Below are 16,052 nucleotides of genomic sequence, written 5' to 3'. Positions count from 1 at the left end.
TATGCGCAGGCCCGAGGGCCGGCCCATGACTCAGTCACCCACACGGCCACAGGCGCGTGCCCACATCAGGATCCCGGCCGCTCACCCCATGGTGATGCTCCTGGGATCGGGCGACTCGCTGCTGCGCGTGATCGAAACGGCGTTCCCGGCCGCCGACATCCATGTCCGGGGAAACGAGATAAGCGCTACGGGCGACCCCGCCGACGTCGCCCTCATCCAGCGCTTGTTCGACGAGATGGTGCTGGTGCTCCGCACCGGGCAGCCGATGACGGAGGACGCAGTGGAACGCTCGATCGCTATGCTCAGGGCAGCCGGCACCGGCGAGGGCGACCCGCAGGGCGAGACCCCCGCCGAGGTGCTCACGCAGAACATCCTCTCCAACCGCGGGCGCACCATCCGGCCCAAGACGCTCAACCAGAAGCGGTACGTCGACGCCATCGACAAGCACACCATCGTCTTCGGCATCGGCCCCGCGGGCACCGGCAAGACCTACCTCGCCATGGCGAAGGCGGTCCAGGCGCTCCAGTCGAAGCAGGTCAGCCGGATCATCCTGACCCGGCCGGCCGTCGAGGCGGGGGAGCGGCTCGGCTTCCTGCCCGGCACGCTCTTCGACAAGATCGACCCGTACCTGCGCCCGCTCTACGACGCGCTGCACGACATGCTCGACCCCGACTCGATCCCGCGCCTGATGGCAGCGGGCACGATCGAGGTGGCGCCGCTCGCATATATGCGGGGCCGCACCCTGAATGATGCTTTCATCATCCTGGACGAGGCCCAGAACACCAGCGCCGAGCAGATGAAGATGTTCCTCACCCGCCTCGGCTTCGACTCGAAGATCGTCATCACCGGTGACGTGACCCAGGTCGACCTCCCGAACGGCACCAGGAGCGGCCTGCGACAGGTCCAGGAGATCCTCGACGGCGTCGAGGACGTGCACTTCTCCCGGCTCACGTCCCAGGATGTCGTCCGGCACAAGCTCGTCGGCCGTATCGTCGACGCGTACGAGAAGTACGACGACCGAGCCGGTACCAACGGGAAGTAGTTTCAGCGCACCATGTCGATCGACGTCAACAACGAGTCCGGAACCGAGGTCGACGAGCAGGCGATCCTCGACATCGCCCGCTACGCCCTCGCCCGGATGCGGATCCACCCGCTGTCCGAACTCTCGGTGATCGTGGTGGACACCGACGCCATGGAGCAGCTCCACATCCAGTGGATGGACCTCCCGGGCCCGACCGATGTCATGTCCTTCCCGATGGACGAGCTCCGTCCGCCGTCGAAGGACGACGAGGAGCCCCCGCAGGGCCTCCTCGGTGACATCGTGCTCTGCCCGGAGGTCGCGAAGCGGCAGGGCGAAGAGGCCGAGACGCGGCACTCCATGGACGAGGAGCTCCAGCTCCTCACCGTCCACGGAGTGCTGCACCTCCTCGGGTACGACCACGAGGAGCCCGACGAGAAGGCCGAGATGTTCGGCCTCCAGGCCGCCATCGTGGACGGCTGGCGGGGCGAGCGCGGGCTGACCGGACCCTCCCCGGCTCCCACGGTCTCGTGAGCTTTCCCCTCGTCGCCGGAGCCGTCCTGCTGGTGATCGTCGGCTGGCTCGCCGCCTGCGCCGAGACCGCCATCGCCCGCATGTCCAGCTTCCGGGCCGCGGAGGCGGTCCGGGCCGGACGGCGCGGCAGCGCGAAACTCGCGCAGGTCGCCTCCGACCCGACCCGCTATCTCAACGTCGCCCTGCTCGTACGGGTCGCCTGCGAGATGGCGGCCGGGGTCCTGGTCACGTACGCCTGCCTCCAGGAACTCTCCGAGACCTGGGAGGCGCTGGCCGTCGCGATGGGGGTCATGGTCCTCGTCAGCTACGTCGCCATCGGCGTCTCGCCCCGCACCATCGGCCGCCAGCACCCGCTGAACACCGCGACCGCCGCCGCGTACGTACTGCTGCCGCTGGCCAGGATCATGGGCCCCATCCCGCAGCTGCTGATCCTCATCGGCAACGCCCTCACCCCCGGCAAGGGGTTCCGCAAGGGACCGTTCGCCAGCGAGGCGGAGCTGCGCGCGATGGTCGACCTCGCGGAGGCCGAATCGCTGATCGAGGACGACGAGCGCCGCATGGTGCACTCCGTCTTCGAGCTGGGCGACACCCTCGTCCGCGAGGTGATGGTGCCCCGCACCGACCTGGTCGCCATCGAGCGGTACAAGACGATCCGCCAGGCGACCACCCTCGCCCTGCGTTCCGGGTTCTCCCGGATCCCGGTCACCGGGGAGAACGAGGACGACATCGTCGGGATCGTCTACCTCAAGGACCTGGTCCGCAAGACCCACATCAACCGCGACTCCGAGGCCGACCTCGTCTCCACGGCGATGCGGGCCGCCGCGTTCGTCCCCGACACGAAGAACGCCGGTGACCTGCTGCGCGAGATGCAGCAGGACCGCAACCACGTCGCCGTGGTCATCGACGAGTACGGCGGCACGGCCGGCATCGTCACCATCGAGGACATCCTGGAGGAGATCGTCGGCGAGATCACCGACGAGTACGACCGGGAACTCCCGCCCGTCCAGGAGCTGGAGAACGGCTGCTACCGGGTGACCGCCCGCCTCGACATCGGCGACCTCGGGCAGCTCTTCGGCTTCGACGAGTACGACGACGAGGACGTCGAGACCGTCGGCGGCCTCCTCGCCAAGGCGCTGGGCCGGGTTCCGATCGCCGGAGCCACCTCGGTCGTCAGCCTCCCCGACGGCCGCAGGCTGCGGCTGACGGCGGAGGCCACGGCGGGGCGCCGCAACAAGATCGTCACGGTGCTGGTGGAGCCGGAGGCCGAGGGGTCGGAGGCTGAGCCGGACGCGGAGGCGAAGGCGGAGTAACCGGCCAAGTGATACACGTCGGAGCAGGGGAAAGGGAGTCGGAATGAACAGCGCACAACTGCGGGCCTTCTGCCTGGACTTCAACGAGGCCGTGGAGGAGTTCCCCTTCACCCCGGAGACCTCGGTCTTCAAGGTGCTCGGCAAGATGTTCGCGCTCACCGCCCTGGACGCCCGCCCGCTCACCGTCAACCTCAAGTGCGACCCGGACGAGGCGGTACGCCTCCGCGAGGAGTACCCGGCGATCGTCCCCGGCTGGCACATGAACAAGCGCCACTGGAACACCGTCACGGTCGGCGACCTGCCCGCCAAGCTGGTCCGCGAGCTGATCGAGGACAGTTACGACCTGGTGGTGGCGGGGCTGCCCCGGGCGGAGAGGCTCCGGCTGGACCGGGCCTGAGAGCGGTGTGGTCTTCGGCGCCCCCGGTTACGTAATCGGGGGCGCCGGCATTCTCCGCCGAGCAGCTCTCAGCCCGGTTCCTTCTCGATGGCCTCGAAGATGTCAGCGTCGGTCTCCTGCTGCCAGGACGGGAGGTCCGGCCAGTCGGCCACATAGCCCGGCTTCGGGTCCTCGAAGTGCTTGAACATCTGGGCCGTCCAGCACAGCGCGACGAAACGGCTCTTCTGCTCGCGGGACAGCCGCGCCGCCGATCCGCCGCTGACCTCCACGAACTGGCGGACCTGCGTGTAGACGGAGCCGGCGGCCTCGCGCTCCCACTGCGGGGTGCCGTCCCACGGAGTGACGTAGCCGGGCTTCGGCTCGCCGGAGAAGTGCCGGTGCACTCCCGCGATCCAGGCTTCCCGGAACACTCGTGCACCCTCGGTCTGCGACATGCCCGTCCCTCTCGTCACGGCGTACTCAGAGCGGCGATCTCTGCCCCCAACTCCGCTGCAAGGGGGTCACGGCTCAAGGGGCCGAACTCGTCGCACAGGGCTTGAAGTTTACGGGCGATGTACCCGGACGCGGAGGCTCGTGCCAGGTCGACGGCTTCGCTGCCGTATGTCACAACCTGCTCCACGTCCCGCCGCTTCGCGCCGATGGCGGCCAGGTCGGCGAGCACGGCTCCGCGTCGCCGGTACGACTGCCCAGAGGCCAGGGCTGCCTGATCCAGTGCATGTTTCAAGGCGTTCTCCGCCAGATGGATACGGCCGAGCCGTAGGTACCGCGATCCACGTTCCTCGGCCAGCCGTGCGCCGTCGAACCGAAGCCATCCATCGTTGACGCTGCCCGCAGCAAGGTCACGAACGGTCTCCGCCTGGTCCATCGCGCGCTCGCAGGCGCTCAGGTCGCCCAGGCCTGCGTATGCCTCGGCTTGAACGGAGGCGACCCAGTGCCGAGTCGAGAGGCTGCTGTCCCCACGGCCGGCCAGTCGCTCGGCAGCTCCGAGTATCTGCGCCGCCTGGTGGAAGCGCTGCTCGGACATGTCTACGTAGGGTCTCCCACGCTCGAGGGTGCAGTGGACTGGCGCCCGGAAGCCTCCTTGCCTGCGGCCTGAGACGGTGCCAGAAGGGTGTCCAGCTCTTGGGGGCCCACTTCGAGGGCGGCGGCCAACGCTCGTCGCTGGGGTGGTTGAGGAGCAACTTTGCCGCTTTCCCAACGTCCGACGGTTGTGCGATCCACACCGAGTAAGTCGGCCAACTTCTCCTGACTGTAGCCCAGGGCTTTGCGGCGCTCCGCCAGTCCCACGGCACCCCCTTCCTGCGGTTTTCGGTCTCAGCGGCCACCCGTGCACGGACTTGCCTCAAGACTGCCGCATGAATGCCGTGGAGACCTCCGATTCCTGCCGCTTCGATGGAAGTTGCCCCGGAAGAGCAGTGGAATTCACAGAGGAGTTCGGTCATGACGACGAGAAGAGAAGCCCTCGCGCTTGAGCTGGTAGCTCATGCGCGGACCCAGGGGCTGGGTGGCGACCAGCGGGTTCTTATGACGCTCAGGGTGTCCCGAGACTCCGGGCGAACCTGGGGCCAGGTGAAAGAGGTCCTGGAGGACGAGGATCGGGTGATCCTCGATAGTCCCTGTCTCTTTCCGGCATGCACGTGCCCGCGTTGCACGGATCGCTTCTCGCGCGCCGGCGTTGCCTCTCGGACGGGGTCGTGATGCGGTGCCCGAAGTGGCGCCGGGTGCCCCTCGACCTGGTGCGGGAAGCGCAGGAGGGGTTGGTCGACGCGTGCGTGGACAGCACGGTGCAGTGCCAGTTGTCCGCACATGAAGGCGTGGAGCACTACGGCTTCGCCGGCGACCTCGGCGAGTACGGAACCGCGTGGTGGCTCCGCTGGACGGAGATGACCGCCGTGGATGTGGTCGTGCTGCGGGACTGCCCGGCGGTCGCGCCGGGAACCGACGGTGATGCCTGCTGCCTGTTCGTCGGCCATCCCGAGCGGCACACCTGGGAAGAGGCGCCGGAAGAGGTCGCGTACAGCGACTTATACCCGGACCGGCGGGGCGGTCACCTGCCGCTCGGCAGTCTTCCCTCGGCGTCCGGACGGACGGGCGCCGAGTCCTGCCTTCCACGATCAGTCCGGGTTGAGCGGCCTGTCGGGGCTCGCCGTACACCGGCTGGGCCGCCACGACGAGGCCGAAGCTCACTTCAACCGAACCTTGTGCGAGTTGCCTCCCGCCTACGTCAGAAACCGGTGGTTCTGCTCGACCCGCTTGATGCTTTCCCGACTTCGTCCGGCCTGCTCGACTGCCACCTCCGTACGGCAAGATCCCGACTCGGAGAACCGAGGGCAACGCGCAGCCCTCGGGGCGCCGTTCGCGTTGGACGGAACGTTTATGCCAGCAGAGAAGGCCCCTCTCGCCTGCCAGCATCTGGGGCAGGGTCGTCGTGTCGGTTCCGTCGATGTGTGGAGCATCCTGTGGGTCTGGACCTGAAACGTGTGATGCGCCCTTCGCCGTACTGGCCGGTGATCAATCACCCGACTCTGCGGCGGGTCCTTCCGGGATTCGCCGTCTCCTCGCTGGGTGACGGCATGGCAGTGGTGGCGGTGAGCTGGCTGGCGATCGAGTTGGCGCCGCCCGCGGACCGCGGCGTCTGGGTGGCGCTGGCGGCGGCCGCCTACGCCCTGCCGGGAGCGGTGGGCGCGTTGCTGCTCGGCCGTTTCCTGCGTCACCGCCGTCCCGCCCAACTCGCAGGCTGGGACGCGGCGCTGCGTGCGGGTGCGCTGGGGCTCATCCCGGTGTTGTACGCCTTCGGAGTGCTCGGCATCGAGGGGTACGTCACGCTGCTGGCAGTCTCCTCCGTACTGCATTCCTGGGGACAGGCCGGTGTCTACACGCTGATCGCCAGGGTGCTGCCGGAGCGTGATCACCTGGCGGGCAACGCCGTGCTGTCCGGCGTGGGGTCGATCGCTACGGTGGCGGGGCCCTCGCTGGCCACGTTGCTGATCGTGCTCGGGGGCCCTGCGACGGTGCTGGCCGTGGACGCGATGACTTTCCTCGTCCTCGCGTTCACCTTCCTGGTCATCGTCCCCAAGGACGCGGTTCCGAATCCCGAAGATGTCGCGACGTCGCGGACGGCCGGTTTCGCAGCGATTCGACGTGTCCCCGCCTTGTCGGGCCTCCTGGTCCTGAGCTTCGCCTTCTTCTTCCTCTTCGGTCCGGTGTACGTGGCGCTCCCGCTGCACGTGTCGGACGACCTGGGTGCCTCGGCCGGTGTGCTTGCGGCGTTCTACACGGCCTTCGGTATCGGCGCGGTACTGGGTTCGGTGCTCACCGCCTTTGTCAGCCGGTGGCGGATGTGGCCCACGACAGTCGGCATAGTCATCGGCTTCGGTGCGCTGATGCTCCCCTTGGGGCTGGGTGCCCCGACGGCCGTGTCGGTTGTCTGCTTCGGTGCGGCCGGGCTGCTCTGGCCGCCGTATTCGTCACTGTCAACCACCCTCTTCCAACGCTCGGCGCCCAGCGCGCTGCTGCCGCAGGCCCTCGCGGCGAGCTCCGCCGTCCGGGTCCTGTCGGTGCCCCTGGGCTCGGCGCTCGGCGGACCGCTGGTGGCCGGCTTCGGCGCGGTCGGGGCGCTGCGCCTGTCCGGTGCGGGCATCGCGGTCGTGGGTCTGCTCGCCGTCGTCCCGCTGGCGTTGCACGCCTCGCGCACACGCCACGCGCCGACAGCGGGAACCGCGCAGTTGGCCGGCGAGGATGCGAGGGCAGAGGCGGAGACGCAGCCGTAGGTGTACTGCCCCGTGAGGTTGGGGACGCGGCCGGCGGGTGGTTCTCCGGGTGCTCCCCGAGCGACGCTACTTTCGCCCACGCCGGGCTGCAGTTGAAGAAGGAAGTGTGTGTGGTTGCAACCACACACCCCACACCATCGTCTGGGCCTTCAGATATCACTCACCGGGGGATCTGCGTGCCACTGCGCTACGAGGACTGCTCCTTCGCATACCGGGCCGGTGTTCCTGTGCTCGACAGCCTGACGATGGAACTCCCGGGGGGATGCACCGTCCTGCTCGGCCCGAACGGGGCGGGGAAATCGACACTGCTCGCGCTGGGGGCGTCCGCCCTCACCCCTGCGTCGGGTCACATCACCCTCGGCCACCTCGACAGTGTCCGGCGAAGGGATCGCCGGGCTTTCCGGCAGAAGGTGGGCTGGCTGCCCCAGGAGGTGAAGGCCGTACCGGCCCTGACGGTCCGCGAACAGGCCGCGTACGTAGGCTGGTTGAAGGGGCTGTCCAGGCGCGAGGCATGGGACCGTTCGGCCGCAGCGCTGGAACGGGTCCGCCTCACGGAACTGGGCCGGCGCAAGAGCCACGAGCTCTCCGGAGGCCAGCTGCGCCGCCTGGGCATCGCGCAGACGCTGGTGCACGAGGCCGAGGTCGTTCTCCTCGACGAGCCGACCGCCGGCCTCGACCCTGTGCAACGAGGGTTCTTCCGGGACCTGCTGGCCGAACTGAGCGACTCGGTGCACTTCATCGTCTCCACGCACCAGACCGAAGACCTCGCCGACATCTACACGACCGTCATCGTCTTCGACCGCGGCCGACCGGTGTTCCGAGGGCCGGTGAGCGAGTTCTTCGCCACCGCCCCCGCCGGTACCCCGCACGAACGCCGTGCGGAAAGCGCCTATCGCGGCCTGGTCCGAGGGGAGGTCTGAGCGTGCGCATCTCGACACTTCTCCGCTCGGGGCCCGCCGCCTGGGCCGCCCTCGTCCTGATTCCCGTACTGGTGTGGTTCAGCGCACAGAACACCGCTTCCACCCTCTCCTACTGGCCCTCCATCAGCTCCCGGACCACGCTCGTCCTGGGCTTCATCAGCGCCGCATGCGGGGCGGGAGCCGCCTGGGAAGCGGCCCGGGTCAAGCGGGGCGGCATCACCGCTCTGGCCCCAGCCCGCGCGACGCACAGCGTGGCGCTCCTGCACCTCGGTCCCATTGCCGTACTGGGCCTGATCGCGATGATCGCTCCCTTCGCGGTCGTCCTGACGTCGGTGGCATCCCCGTCCGGTCTCCCGAATCCGGCGATCCTCGCCGTCTCCTACAGCGTGGTCCTCGCCCACATCGCCCTGGGCTGGTCCGTCGGCGCCCGTATGCCCCAACTCCTCGGCGCCGCGACCATGCTGATTTTCGGATACCTGTGGGGATTCTGGCCGGCCGCGATCGGCGGCCTGCCCTGGCTGCGCCACCTCAACGGACAGGGCGTCACCGAGTGCTGCGGCCTCGATCAGGAGCCCTCCGTCCGCAGCCTGGCCGCCACCGTCACTTTCTCCTTCGCGATCGTGGCAGCCGTGGTCCTGAGCTCAGCGTTGCGACATCGCCTCTGGCGCCCGCTCCTGTCCTTGACGGGCTTCGCGGTGGCCACCGGAGTGGCGCTCTCCCTGGCCGTCCCCCTCGGATTCCAGGGCACCCAGGCCCGCGACACCGCACTGCGCACCTGCGCCGAGCAGAAGCCGCGCATCTGCCTGTGGCCCGAACAGAACACTTGGCGGGCAGACATCAGCCACTGGGCCGATCAGACCCTCGCCCGACTGGCAGCCGTCGGCGTCACCCCGGCCCGCCAGGCCGAGTTCGGAGACTCCCGGCCGGACAGGAACAACGTCGCCTCGAACATAGCCACCAGCCCACTGCCCGACGAGCCACCCGAGTGCGCACTGCGCCAAGGCGCCACCTACCCCGGCGGGGAAGCCACGAGCGCCATATCCGCCTGGCTCTCCCTCACCGGCGGCGTCCCCGAGAGCGACCTCGCACAGCGCTGGCCCCAAGAGGCGATCACCCTCGCCGAACGCGTCCGTGGCCTTCCCGCACGGGCTCAGCACGCCTGGTACGAACGGAACATGCGCGCCGTCCGCGACTGCACCGTCCTGCCCGACCTCGATCCCGCCTCCTACACCGAGGCAGCCACATCGTGAACTGGTGGCACCGCGCGCACACGACACCGTTCACCGCAGCAGTCCTCACCGCTACCATGCTGCTCGTCCCACTCCTCGGAGGATCCAGCCTGCCGATCCCCTCGCTCCTCAACGGAGCGAGCGCGGGAATTCCCGTACCCCTGGTACTTCCCGCCATCCCGGCAGCGCTCATCCTTCAGGCGCTGAACCGGGTGCCCCACGTCTACGACACCACCGCAGTCCGCCCCGTGAACCGATACCGGGCAGGCACGCTGACGGCCGCCGCCCTCCTGGCCACCGTGCTCGGTCTCGGCGCCTCCTGTGCGGCGGACTCGTCCATGCCCCTCGCCGCGGCAAGGAACCTCGTCGGATACCTGGGCATCGGGCTCATCGCCCGATACCTCGTCGGCCACGTGTACGCCCCCGTCGCCATCGCTCTCGTCCCCGTTCTCTGCGCGCTCATCGGACTCGGCCCCGGAGGACGCCCCTTCAGCTGGACCTGGCCTCTTCACGAAGCGTCGTCCCCCATCGCCGCCGCCACCTCGCTGCTTCTTCTCGTCGGAGGCATGGTGGTGACGACATGCCTTGGACCACGCCGCAGCGCGCCGCGAGCCGCCGCCACCTGACAGGGAGGAATACACAGCGTCCGGTGCGCACCGTTGTGCGCGACGCCTCGTCCTTGACCGGGTCCGCTCCGTGCGACGTCCCCGAGCACGGGGCGAGGCGATCCGTCGATCCGGCATTGCTTTGGCGCCCCTCACCCGCTCAGGCCGGCGTCACCACGGAAGGAAGGTTCCCCGACCGGTCGGCCGACCGACCCGTCGGTCTGACCGGGGTCGGGGCGTTGACCTTCTGACATCACGAACGATGGTTCGGACGGTAGAAGGGGATCGTCGGCCGGTACGGCTCCGGCGCCGTGGGGAGCCTTCCGGACGTCGGAAGATCGACCCGCTCCGCCCGGGACGACATGTCCTCACCGATCTCCTGGACCGTGGCGGAGTAGTCCTCAGCGACACCTTCCGGAACCCACTGATGTCCGTTCCACACCTGAACAGCGCGTGGTGCGTCGGGATCCACGTGCGCCCCGCGCCCCGCGTCGTTCCCGAAGGGGACGGTCCGCCACTCTCCGACTCGGGGCCGTCGCCGGTCACGCCGATCGGCCCACTCCTCCAAGGGTTCGTCGTTCATCGGGAACCTCCTCGTCGTCGGACTGAGCCAGTCTGCCGGACGTGGCGTTGGGGTCACAGGGTGATGTCCCACCCCCCGCGGGTGAATGTGGTCTCGCCGTCGGGGCTGATGGTGACCTTCGCTCCGTAGACGGGGAGTTCGCCGTGTTCGATCCACCGCCACCGGACGCACTCCAGCAGGTCGTACAGACGTCGGGGGCCACCTTGGTGGACGGTGGCGGTGCGCTCTCCCTTCTCCGTACGCGCGCGGGCCCAGGAGCCATCGGGGTGGAGCATCCACGTCATGCGACTGCCGTCGTCCGCCGTTCCGGTCCGATGCTCGATACCGGGCGCGGTCAGAGTGAGCATCGACCACACCTCCCACGCCTGCATGACGTCGAGCACGGGGAGTGGGGACACGGCAACATCTCCGTGCTCTCTGCTGGCCGTGATGAACAGATCATCGAGCGCGGGCGGGTAGTCGGTGCTGCTGCGGGCCTTCATGAACGCTGCCCGGTCCCACTCGACGCGCCCCGACGCCGAACCGTCCCGATTCTTGTCAGCGGTGACGATCAGGCCCGTGCCGGCGATCGTCGTCACGAGTCGCCCGCCGGGGGCGAGCGCCGTCAACCACTGTGCGGGGACGCGCGGCACGGACACCATGGACACGATCCGGTCGAACTCTCCTGGTAGCGCCGCCGTGGTGGCGTCCGCCCTCACCACCTGCGGGTGGAGGCCGGCGCGGTGGAGGCGGTCACCAGCGGCAAGGGTGAGATACGGGTCGACGTCCAGGGTGGTGACGAGCTGATCGCCAAGCCGGTGGCACGCCAGGGCTGCGCTGTACCCGGAGCCGGTGGCGAGGTCCAGGAGCCGGACCCCGGGGGTGAGCCGGCCGTGTCGAAGCATGGTGACGACGAGGCTCGGATGGGTGGAAGACGATGTGGGATGCCCGGTGACAGTCAGACCTGTCCGGGTGTGGTCCGCATGCACGGGCCCGATCTGCGTGACCAGGGTCGTGTCCGAGTACGCTGCCGCCGCCCATGTTTCGTCGTGGTCCGAACCGTCCACGGCGGTCCAACCGTCCGGTCCGGCGGTGAACCACCGTTCCACGAACTGGTGTCGCGGCGTACTCGCGACGGGCAGCCACCAGTCCGAGCCCGGATGGGCCACCTCGGCCGCGAGCGCTGCGGCGCGTGGTTCCCAGTGCATCACGATCGTCCTGTCAGGTCGTCAACGATGGCCTCAACGATGGGGAGACCCGTGTGGACCTGGATCCAGTCCCACTGACCGCACGGGTTGACCTCCAGAAACGTCCATCTGCCGTCCGGACCCACCACGAAGTCCGCAGCACCGTAACGAAGTTGCAGACGTGACATCAGTCGCCGCATCCCCTGGACGACGTCCACGGGCACCTTGGTGGTGGTGTAGGTCAACGCCCCGTAGTCGCTGCGCCAGTCCTCGTGCGCAGCGGCACTGCCGGCGTGGATGGCGGCAGCGAAGGCGCGACCGCCGACCATGGTGAGCCGCACTTCGTGGTCCTTGTCGATCCAGGACTGGAAGAGGTGCGCTGTCGTGTTGATGCCCCGCAGGTCGGCCAGGTCGGCATCTTCTAGACGTCGCGTGTAGACCGACTTGAGCTGGCCGCCCTCGATCAGGACAGGCGAGGCGACGGGCTTGCACACAATCGGCCGGCCAGTCTCCTCGGCGAAGGCCCGCACATCCTCCGCGCGGTTCGTGATGAGGGTGGCCGGGATACTGAGTCCGCTCGCACGTGCGGCGGCGAGCTGCACCGGCTTGTACTCGGCGCGCGCCGTGGCCGATGGACAGTTCACCCACCGGCACTCCAGCGCCGACAGCACGCCTCCAAGGCCGGCGCGGGCCTGTGATGCGGCGAATCTCTCCTCCGGGCCGGACATCCCCGCAGGGAACTGGAACGCCCCGGGGGCGCGGTAGTACACCGCGCCGATCCGGGACATCTCCACCATCCGATGCTCGGTGGCGAGTTCGCCTGTCCAGCCCCGCTCCTGGCCGATCCTTCCGGTCAGGGCGAGGTGCTGCGGGAAATCGGAGGTGTCCATGCGGAACACCTCGACGCCGCGGCGGTCCAGCTCCATGACGACTTTGTCCGTCGGCCAGTCGTCGGAGGCTGCAACGATCAGGACGGGCGCGGCCATCAGTCCTTCGGCCCCTCGTCCAGCGGCGGCGGGTTCTTGATGTCGCCGTCCGGGATCGTCGCCGTGTGCGTGTTCGCCATGGCGGTCAGCACCCCCCCGTCGTACGACACGTTGACCTGCCGGTCCGTGTCGTAGACGTGCGCCGGCAGGGCGACCGCTCCGGTGGAGTCCGGGGTGCGGGCGAAGCGCAGGGCCCACGGGCGGGTCTCCGGCGAGGACTGCACCTCGGCGCTGAACGGGGTGCGTCCCCCCGGCGGGGTGAGGGGGAACGCCTCAGGGAGCAACGTGTTCGTCACTGGTTTCCTCCTGTATCGGGTAGTCGTTCGGGGTGGTGCAGCGGTTATCAAGGCTCGCGCGGTCAGTTGCGGACGGCTCAGGTACCGAGGGCGGACCAGACTCCGTGTTGGAGTGGGAGCTCACAGCCTCGCCCCGCTGGGTTCACCGAGTGCGGGACGTCCGCCCTGGAGCACGACGATCGAGCTGCTCCTCCACGCGCTCCACATCCAGCGGAACCGGCGGTAATGGTCCGGGCTCATGCACTTGCGGGCGGTCTCGGGATTGAGCCACGCGTACCCCGACACCTCCAACTCCCCGCCCTCCGGTGCCTGAGGCGGAGCAATGTCGGTGACGCTGCTGAACGGGGCACAGAGGTAGACGAAGTCCTGGCCCATGGCCTCAAGCCCGAGCTCGACCGGGAGGCGCGGCATCCAGTCGGTTCCCAGGAGCCTGAGCGGCAACGGCTCGATACCCGTCTGGTGCCGGACGTGGTAGGCCATCGAGGTGAGGCTCGACTCGTAGTCGTCGGCCGGGCCGCCCGGAAGCAGGTGGTACCCGTCCCTGCTCCCAGTGTTCACCAGTACGGTCAGGATGTCGCCGTACTCGTTCGGTATCCAGGCGAGGCCACGGATCCGGCATGCCGGCGGCAGCGTCCGGGGTGGGTTCTGGCTCATGGCGTCCTGCCGTCGAGTGGGTCGGTGAGGGCCGCTGCGGAGGCGGTAGGGCTCGGCGAGGCCGTCACGGTGCACCGTCCGTAGCGACCGTGCACCAGACGAGAGCACCGTTCCGGCCGATACCCCACGCGTCGCTCAGCGCCTTCACGAGGAGGAGTCCGCGCCCGTTCTCGTCCTCATCCGTCGTGCAGGCTCGCGCCGGCCACGTTCCCGGAGTGCGGTCGTCAACCTCGATGCGGGTCTCCCGGGGCGAGGACGAGACGGACACGCCGATCTCGTTCGACTGCCCGTACAGCATCGCGTTGGACAGGAGTTCGCTCACGATCAGGACGGCGTCGGCCGAACTGCCGCTACCGACACCCCACCGCGCCAGACGCTCCGCGACCAAATGACGCTGTTCGCCCACCAGCCGGGTGTCCCGAGTGACAACGGCCACGTAGCGGTGCGGGAAAGAGAACGGGGAAAAAACAGCCACGCCCAGGCTGGTCGTACCGCGAGGATGCGGCGCTCCTTCGCGAGAGGCAGTGGCACTACAGGACGTTCTTCGGAACCGGCTCATTCTGTGCCCTTCCCAGTGCGGCCAGGTAAGTGGCCAGGAGGTGCTTCCCCTTCATTCAACGACTCCCGGCGGAGGTTCAACACGAATAGTTCTGCGCGGACTTCGCGCAGGGAACCGGAAATCTTTACCTTTCAGATTTGCGACATGACGAATGGCGTCGCGGTACGGTCGGCCGCATGACCCCCAACCGGGCGCTCGCGCAGAAGATGATCGAACTCGGTTACACGCAGGAACAGTTGGCCGAGGAGATGAATGTCGCGCTGCGGCAGATCACGGGCAGCACCGGGAACGTGTCTGTTCGTACGATCTGGAACCTGCTCCACGGTCGTACGCGCCGCCCGATCGGTCGCACTCGGGTCGCCTTGGAGCATGTCTTCGACTGCTCGATCAAGGACTTAGGGTTTGACCAGCCCAGCCCTACCCCCTCGGAGGAAAGCGTGCTGCGACGCACCTTCGCCGGCGCGGCAGCGGGGATCGCCGCCGCAGCTGCCCTTCCGCCCACTCCGCGCCCTCGCATCGGCATGGCTGATGCAGACCGCCTCGATGCCGCGTTCGCGGGGCTCGTGGCCGCCGACAACTCTCACGGTGGCACCGTCAGCCTTGAGACCAGAGCTGTCGCCTTCGCGCACCACGCCTGCGAGTTGCAAGCGATCGGCTCTGCGAGTCAGCGCGTCCGCCAACGGCTGTACTACCTCGCTGCGGCGTTCACCGGCACCGCCATGTGGGCAGCCCTCGACGCCTACCAGCCCGAACGGGCGGAGGGCCACTTCGAACGGGCCATGCGTCTGGCCGGCCTCTCAGGCAACGCGGACATCCAGCTGCGTCTCTGGGGACACGCATCGGTGCTCTCGATGCAGATGAACAGCCCACACGACGCTCTGGCGGCGGCGGAAGCCGGCCGGGCGTCCCCCACCTGCCGGAGGGACCCGCTTGCCCGATCGCTCGCGGCCGCACGGCTCGCAGGCGTTCAGGCGGAAGCGGGTGACGAGCGTTCGGCAAGACGCAGCCTGGACAGTGCCGTCGACGCCTTCCTCCGAGCAGACAGGAGTGAGCTGCGGCCTACGTGGATGGCCTTCTACGATCAGTCCGAGTTGAGCGGCCTGTCAGGGCTCGCCATGTCCCGGCTGGGCCGCCACGACGAGGCCGAAGCTCATTTCCACCGGACCCTGGGCGAGTTGCGTCCCACCTACGTCAGAAACCGGTGGTTCTACTCGACCCACCTGGCGCTCTCCCAACTTCGTCAAGGCGATGTGGAGCCGGCCTGCTCGACTGCCACCTCTGTACTGCAAGATCCCGTGAGTGATTCACTGACCGGGCGCATCGAGAGACTGCTCGGCACGTTCACCCGCGAGCTGGCCGACCGTGCCCCCCGCGCTCAGGCAACGGAATCCTGGAAAGAGCAGTACGGCAGCAGAAAGGGCACCCTGTGACCGTCGAGATCCGCCACTACGCCGCAGACCAGCTCGCCGAGATCCGGCAGGCCCTCCTGGACATCCATGTCGAGGTCCGGCACAAGGACTTCGGGCTCACCGGTCCCTTTTACGACGTCGCGCGATTCGACGAGCGGCTCAGCAGCTACGCGTCCCGGCCGGGCTGGGCCGCGACCGTGGGCTACGAGGACGGCCAGTCTGTCGGCTTCGCGTTCGGTGTGCCGCTCGGCCCCGACACCCGCTGGTGGTCCTCGATGACTACGCCACTGCCGGACGGCTACACGGTAGAGAACGGTAAGCGGACCGTTGCCCTGAACGAGATCGTGGTTCGCAAGCATTGGCGGGGACGCGGTGTTGCCTGGCAGATCCACGAGGCCTGGCTCGCCCAGCGCACGGAGGAGCGCGTCACGCTCCTCGTCAACCCCGCAGCCGGGAACGGAGCCGTCCTCGCCAGGTACGAAGCCTGGGGCTATCGGAAGGTCGGCGACCAGCAGCCTTTCTCCGACTCTCCTGTTTTTGCCTCCATGACCAGGCCCGTACGCCAGCGGTAGCCCTCGTACGCGGCAACGCCCCGGGCGTGGACCGAAGGCACGGT

Annotated in this window: 19 protein-coding genes; 10 read left to right on the top strand and 9 right to left on the bottom strand. The window is 68.5% G+C overall.

The genetic code is table 11. The features are described from left to right. The first annotated feature begins 25 nt into the window (after positions 1-25). The 4 genes from OG599_RS10765 to OG599_RS10750 are packed head-to-tail and all read left to right on the top strand — an operon-like array spanning position 26 to position 3,259. Complete coding sequence (locus OG599_RS10765) at positions 26-1,042, top strand: PhoH family protein (RefSeq protein ID WP_327175759.1); 1,017 nt, start codon at positions 26-28, stop codon at positions 1,040-1,042. A 12-nt stretch (positions 1,043-1,054) separates the two neighbouring features. Then, the gene (gene ybeY / locus OG599_RS10760; RefSeq protein ID WP_327175758.1) at positions 1,055-1,552 is read left to right on the top strand and encodes an rRNA maturation RNase YbeY; all 498 of its coding nucleotides are present in this window, start codon (positions 1,055-1,057) and stop codon (positions 1,550-1,552) included. After that, the gene (locus tag OG599_RS10755; RefSeq protein ID WP_327175757.1) at positions 1,549-2,862 is read left to right on the top strand and encodes a hemolysin family protein; all 1,314 of its coding nucleotides are present in this window, start codon (positions 1,549-1,551) and stop codon (positions 2,860-2,862) included. The genes ybeY and OG599_RS10755 overlap by 4 nt, the downstream gene beginning before the upstream one ends. Before the next feature lie 43 nt (positions 2,863-2,905). After that, a complete protein-coding gene (locus OG599_RS10750; RefSeq protein ID WP_327175756.1) occupies positions 2,906-3,259 on the top strand; it encodes an MmcQ/YjbR family DNA-binding protein in 354 nt (117 codons plus the stop codon). Between the two features lie 68 nt (positions 3,260-3,327). Here OG599_RS10750 and OG599_RS10745 read toward each other — a convergent pair whose 3' ends face one another. Genes OG599_RS10745 through OG599_RS10735 form a run of 3 tightly spaced genes read right to left on the bottom strand, consistent with a single transcriptional unit; the run spans position 3,328 to position 4,480 of the window. Next, entirely contained in the window at positions 3,328-3,693 is a 366-nt protein-coding gene (locus tag OG599_RS10745) for a hypothetical protein (protein ID WP_327175755.1), read from the bottom strand. A gap of 14 nt (positions 3,694-3,707) precedes the next feature. Continuing rightward, the gene (locus OG599_RS10740; protein ID WP_327175754.1) at positions 3,708-4,283 is read right to left on the bottom strand and encodes a hypothetical protein; all 576 of its coding nucleotides are present in this window, start codon (positions 4,281-4,283) and stop codon (positions 3,708-3,710) included. A 2-nt stretch (positions 4,284-4,285) separates the two neighbouring features. Further along, positions 4,286-4,480 (bottom strand): helix-turn-helix transcriptional regulator, encoded by a 195-nt coding sequence (locus tag OG599_RS10735; protein WP_327179991.1) that lies wholly within the window; start codon positions 4,478-4,480, stop codon positions 4,286-4,288. A gap of 1,226 nt (positions 4,481-5,706) precedes the next feature. Here OG599_RS10735 and OG599_RS10730 point away from each other — a divergent pair. The 4 genes from OG599_RS10730 to OG599_RS10715 all read left to right on the top strand — a co-directional run bounded on the left by OG599_RS10730 (position 5,707) and on the right by OG599_RS10715 (position 9,804). Then, positions 5,707-7,029: an MFS transporter gene (locus OG599_RS10730; RefSeq protein WP_327175753.1), complete on the top strand. Its 1,323-nt coding sequence runs from the start codon at positions 5,707-5,709 to the stop codon at positions 7,027-7,029. 176 nt (positions 7,030-7,205) lie between these two features. After that, positions 7,206-7,949, top strand: coding sequence for an ATP-binding cassette domain-containing protein (locus OG599_RS10725; RefSeq protein ID WP_327175752.1), 744 nt, complete (start codon positions 7,206-7,208; stop codon positions 7,947-7,949). Between the two features lie 2 nt (positions 7,950-7,951). Further along, positions 7,952-9,199 carry a DUF7224 domain-containing protein gene (locus tag OG599_RS10720; protein WP_327175751.1) on the top strand — a complete coding sequence of 416 codons (1,248 nt, stop codon included), beginning with the start codon at positions 7,952-7,954 and terminating at the stop codon, positions 9,197-9,199. Beyond that, the gene (locus OG599_RS10715; protein WP_327175750.1) at positions 9,196-9,804 is read left to right on the top strand and encodes a hypothetical protein; all 609 of its coding nucleotides are present in this window, start codon (positions 9,196-9,198) and stop codon (positions 9,802-9,804) included. Before OG599_RS10720 ends, OG599_RS10715 begins: the two co-directional genes overlap by 4 nt. Positions 9,805-10,036: 232 nt before the next feature. Here the strand turns inward: OG599_RS10715 and OG599_RS35445 are convergent, their stop codons facing one another. From OG599_RS35445 to OG599_RS10690, 6 genes are all read right to left on the bottom strand, one after another. Further along, on the bottom strand, positions 10,037-10,366 hold the full coding sequence (locus tag OG599_RS35445; protein ID WP_442809413.1) for a DUF6087 family protein: 330 nt from the start codon (positions 10,364-10,366) through the stop codon (positions 10,037-10,039). A 53-nt stretch (positions 10,367-10,419) separates the two neighbouring features. Next, positions 10,420-11,553, bottom strand: coding sequence for a methyltransferase domain-containing protein (locus OG599_RS10710; protein WP_327175749.1), 1,134 nt, complete (start codon positions 11,551-11,553; stop codon positions 10,420-10,422). Then, complete coding sequence (gene tgmB / locus OG599_RS10705) at positions 11,553-12,518, bottom strand: ATP-grasp ribosomal peptide maturase (protein WP_327175748.1); 966 nt, start codon at positions 12,516-12,518, stop codon at positions 11,553-11,555. Before tgmB ends, OG599_RS10710 begins: the two co-directional genes overlap by 1 nt. Then, a complete protein-coding gene (gene tgmA / locus OG599_RS10700; RefSeq protein ID WP_327175747.1) occupies positions 12,518-12,814 on the bottom strand; it encodes a putative ATP-grasp-modified RiPP in 297 nt (98 codons plus the stop codon). Before tgmA ends, tgmB begins: the two co-directional genes overlap by 1 nt. A gap of 120 nt (positions 12,815-12,934) precedes the next feature. Continuing rightward, a complete protein-coding gene (locus tag OG599_RS10695) occupies positions 12,935-13,468 on the bottom strand; it encodes a hypothetical protein (protein WP_327175746.1) in 534 nt (177 codons plus the stop codon). Positions 13,469-13,532: 64 nt separating this feature from the next. After that, on the bottom strand, positions 13,533-13,904 hold the full coding sequence (locus tag OG599_RS10690) for an ATP-binding protein (RefSeq protein WP_327175745.1): 372 nt from the start codon (positions 13,902-13,904) through the stop codon (positions 13,533-13,535). A gap of 299 nt (positions 13,905-14,203) precedes the next feature. On the opposite strand from OG599_RS10690, the gene OG599_RS10685 reads away from it, so the two are divergent. Beyond that, positions 14,204-15,457, top strand: coding sequence for a helix-turn-helix domain-containing protein (locus OG599_RS10685; RefSeq protein ID WP_327175744.1), 1,254 nt, complete (start codon positions 14,204-14,206; stop codon positions 15,455-15,457). Then, on the top strand, positions 15,454-16,008 hold the full coding sequence (locus OG599_RS10680; protein ID WP_327175743.1) for a GNAT family N-acetyltransferase: 555 nt from the start codon (positions 15,454-15,456) through the stop codon (positions 16,006-16,008). The genes OG599_RS10685 and OG599_RS10680 overlap by 4 nt, the downstream gene beginning before the upstream one ends. Positions 16,009-16,052: the final 44 nt, after the last annotated feature.

Origin of the sequence: Streptomyces sp. NBC_01335 (assembly GCF_035953295.1) — a bacterium.
Lineage (GTDB): Bacteria > Actinomycetota > Actinomycetes > Streptomycetales > Streptomycetaceae > Streptomyces.
Note: the sequence above shows the minus strand (reverse complement) of the source record. Positions and strands in the feature narration are given on the sequence as shown.

What these genes read in the sequence shown, in the direction of transcription:
- OG599_RS10765 (WP_327175759.1), top strand. Translation starts at nt 26, where the DNA reads ATGACTCAGTCACCCACACGGCCACAGGCGCGTGCCCACATCAGGATC.
- ybeY (WP_327175758.1), top strand. Translation starts at nt 1,055, where the DNA reads ATGTCGATCGACGTCAACAACGAGTCCGGAACCGAGGTCGACGAGCAG.
- OG599_RS10750 (WP_327175756.1), top strand. Translation starts at nt 2,906, where the DNA reads ATGAACAGCGCACAACTGCGGGCCTTCTGCCTGGACTTCAACGAGGCC.
- OG599_RS10745 (WP_327175755.1), bottom strand. Translation starts at nt 3,693, where the DNA reads ATGTCGCAGACCGAGGGTGCACGAGTGTTCCGGGAAGCCTGGATCGCG.
- OG599_RS10740 (WP_327175754.1), bottom strand. Translation starts at nt 4,283, where the DNA reads ATGTCCGAGCAGCGCTTCCACCAGGCGGCGCAGATACTCGGAGCTGCC.
- OG599_RS35445 (WP_442809413.1), bottom strand. Translation starts at nt 10,366, where the DNA reads ATGAACGACGAACCCTTGGAGGAGTGGGCCGATCGGCGTGACCGGCGA.
- OG599_RS10710 (WP_327175749.1), bottom strand. Translation starts at nt 11,553, where the DNA reads ATGCACTGGGAACCACGCGCCGCAGCGCTCGCGGCCGAGGTGGCCCAT.
- tgmB (WP_327175748.1), bottom strand. Translation starts at nt 12,518, where the DNA reads ATGGCCGCGCCCGTCCTGATCGTTGCAGCCTCCGACGACTGGCCGACG.
- OG599_RS10695 (WP_327175746.1), bottom strand. Translation starts at nt 13,468, where the DNA reads ATGAGCCAGAACCCACCCCGGACGCTGCCGCCGGCATGCCGGATCCGT.
- OG599_RS10685 (WP_327175744.1), top strand. Translation starts at nt 14,204, where the DNA reads ATGACCCCCAACCGGGCGCTCGCGCAGAAGATGATCGAACTCGGTTAC.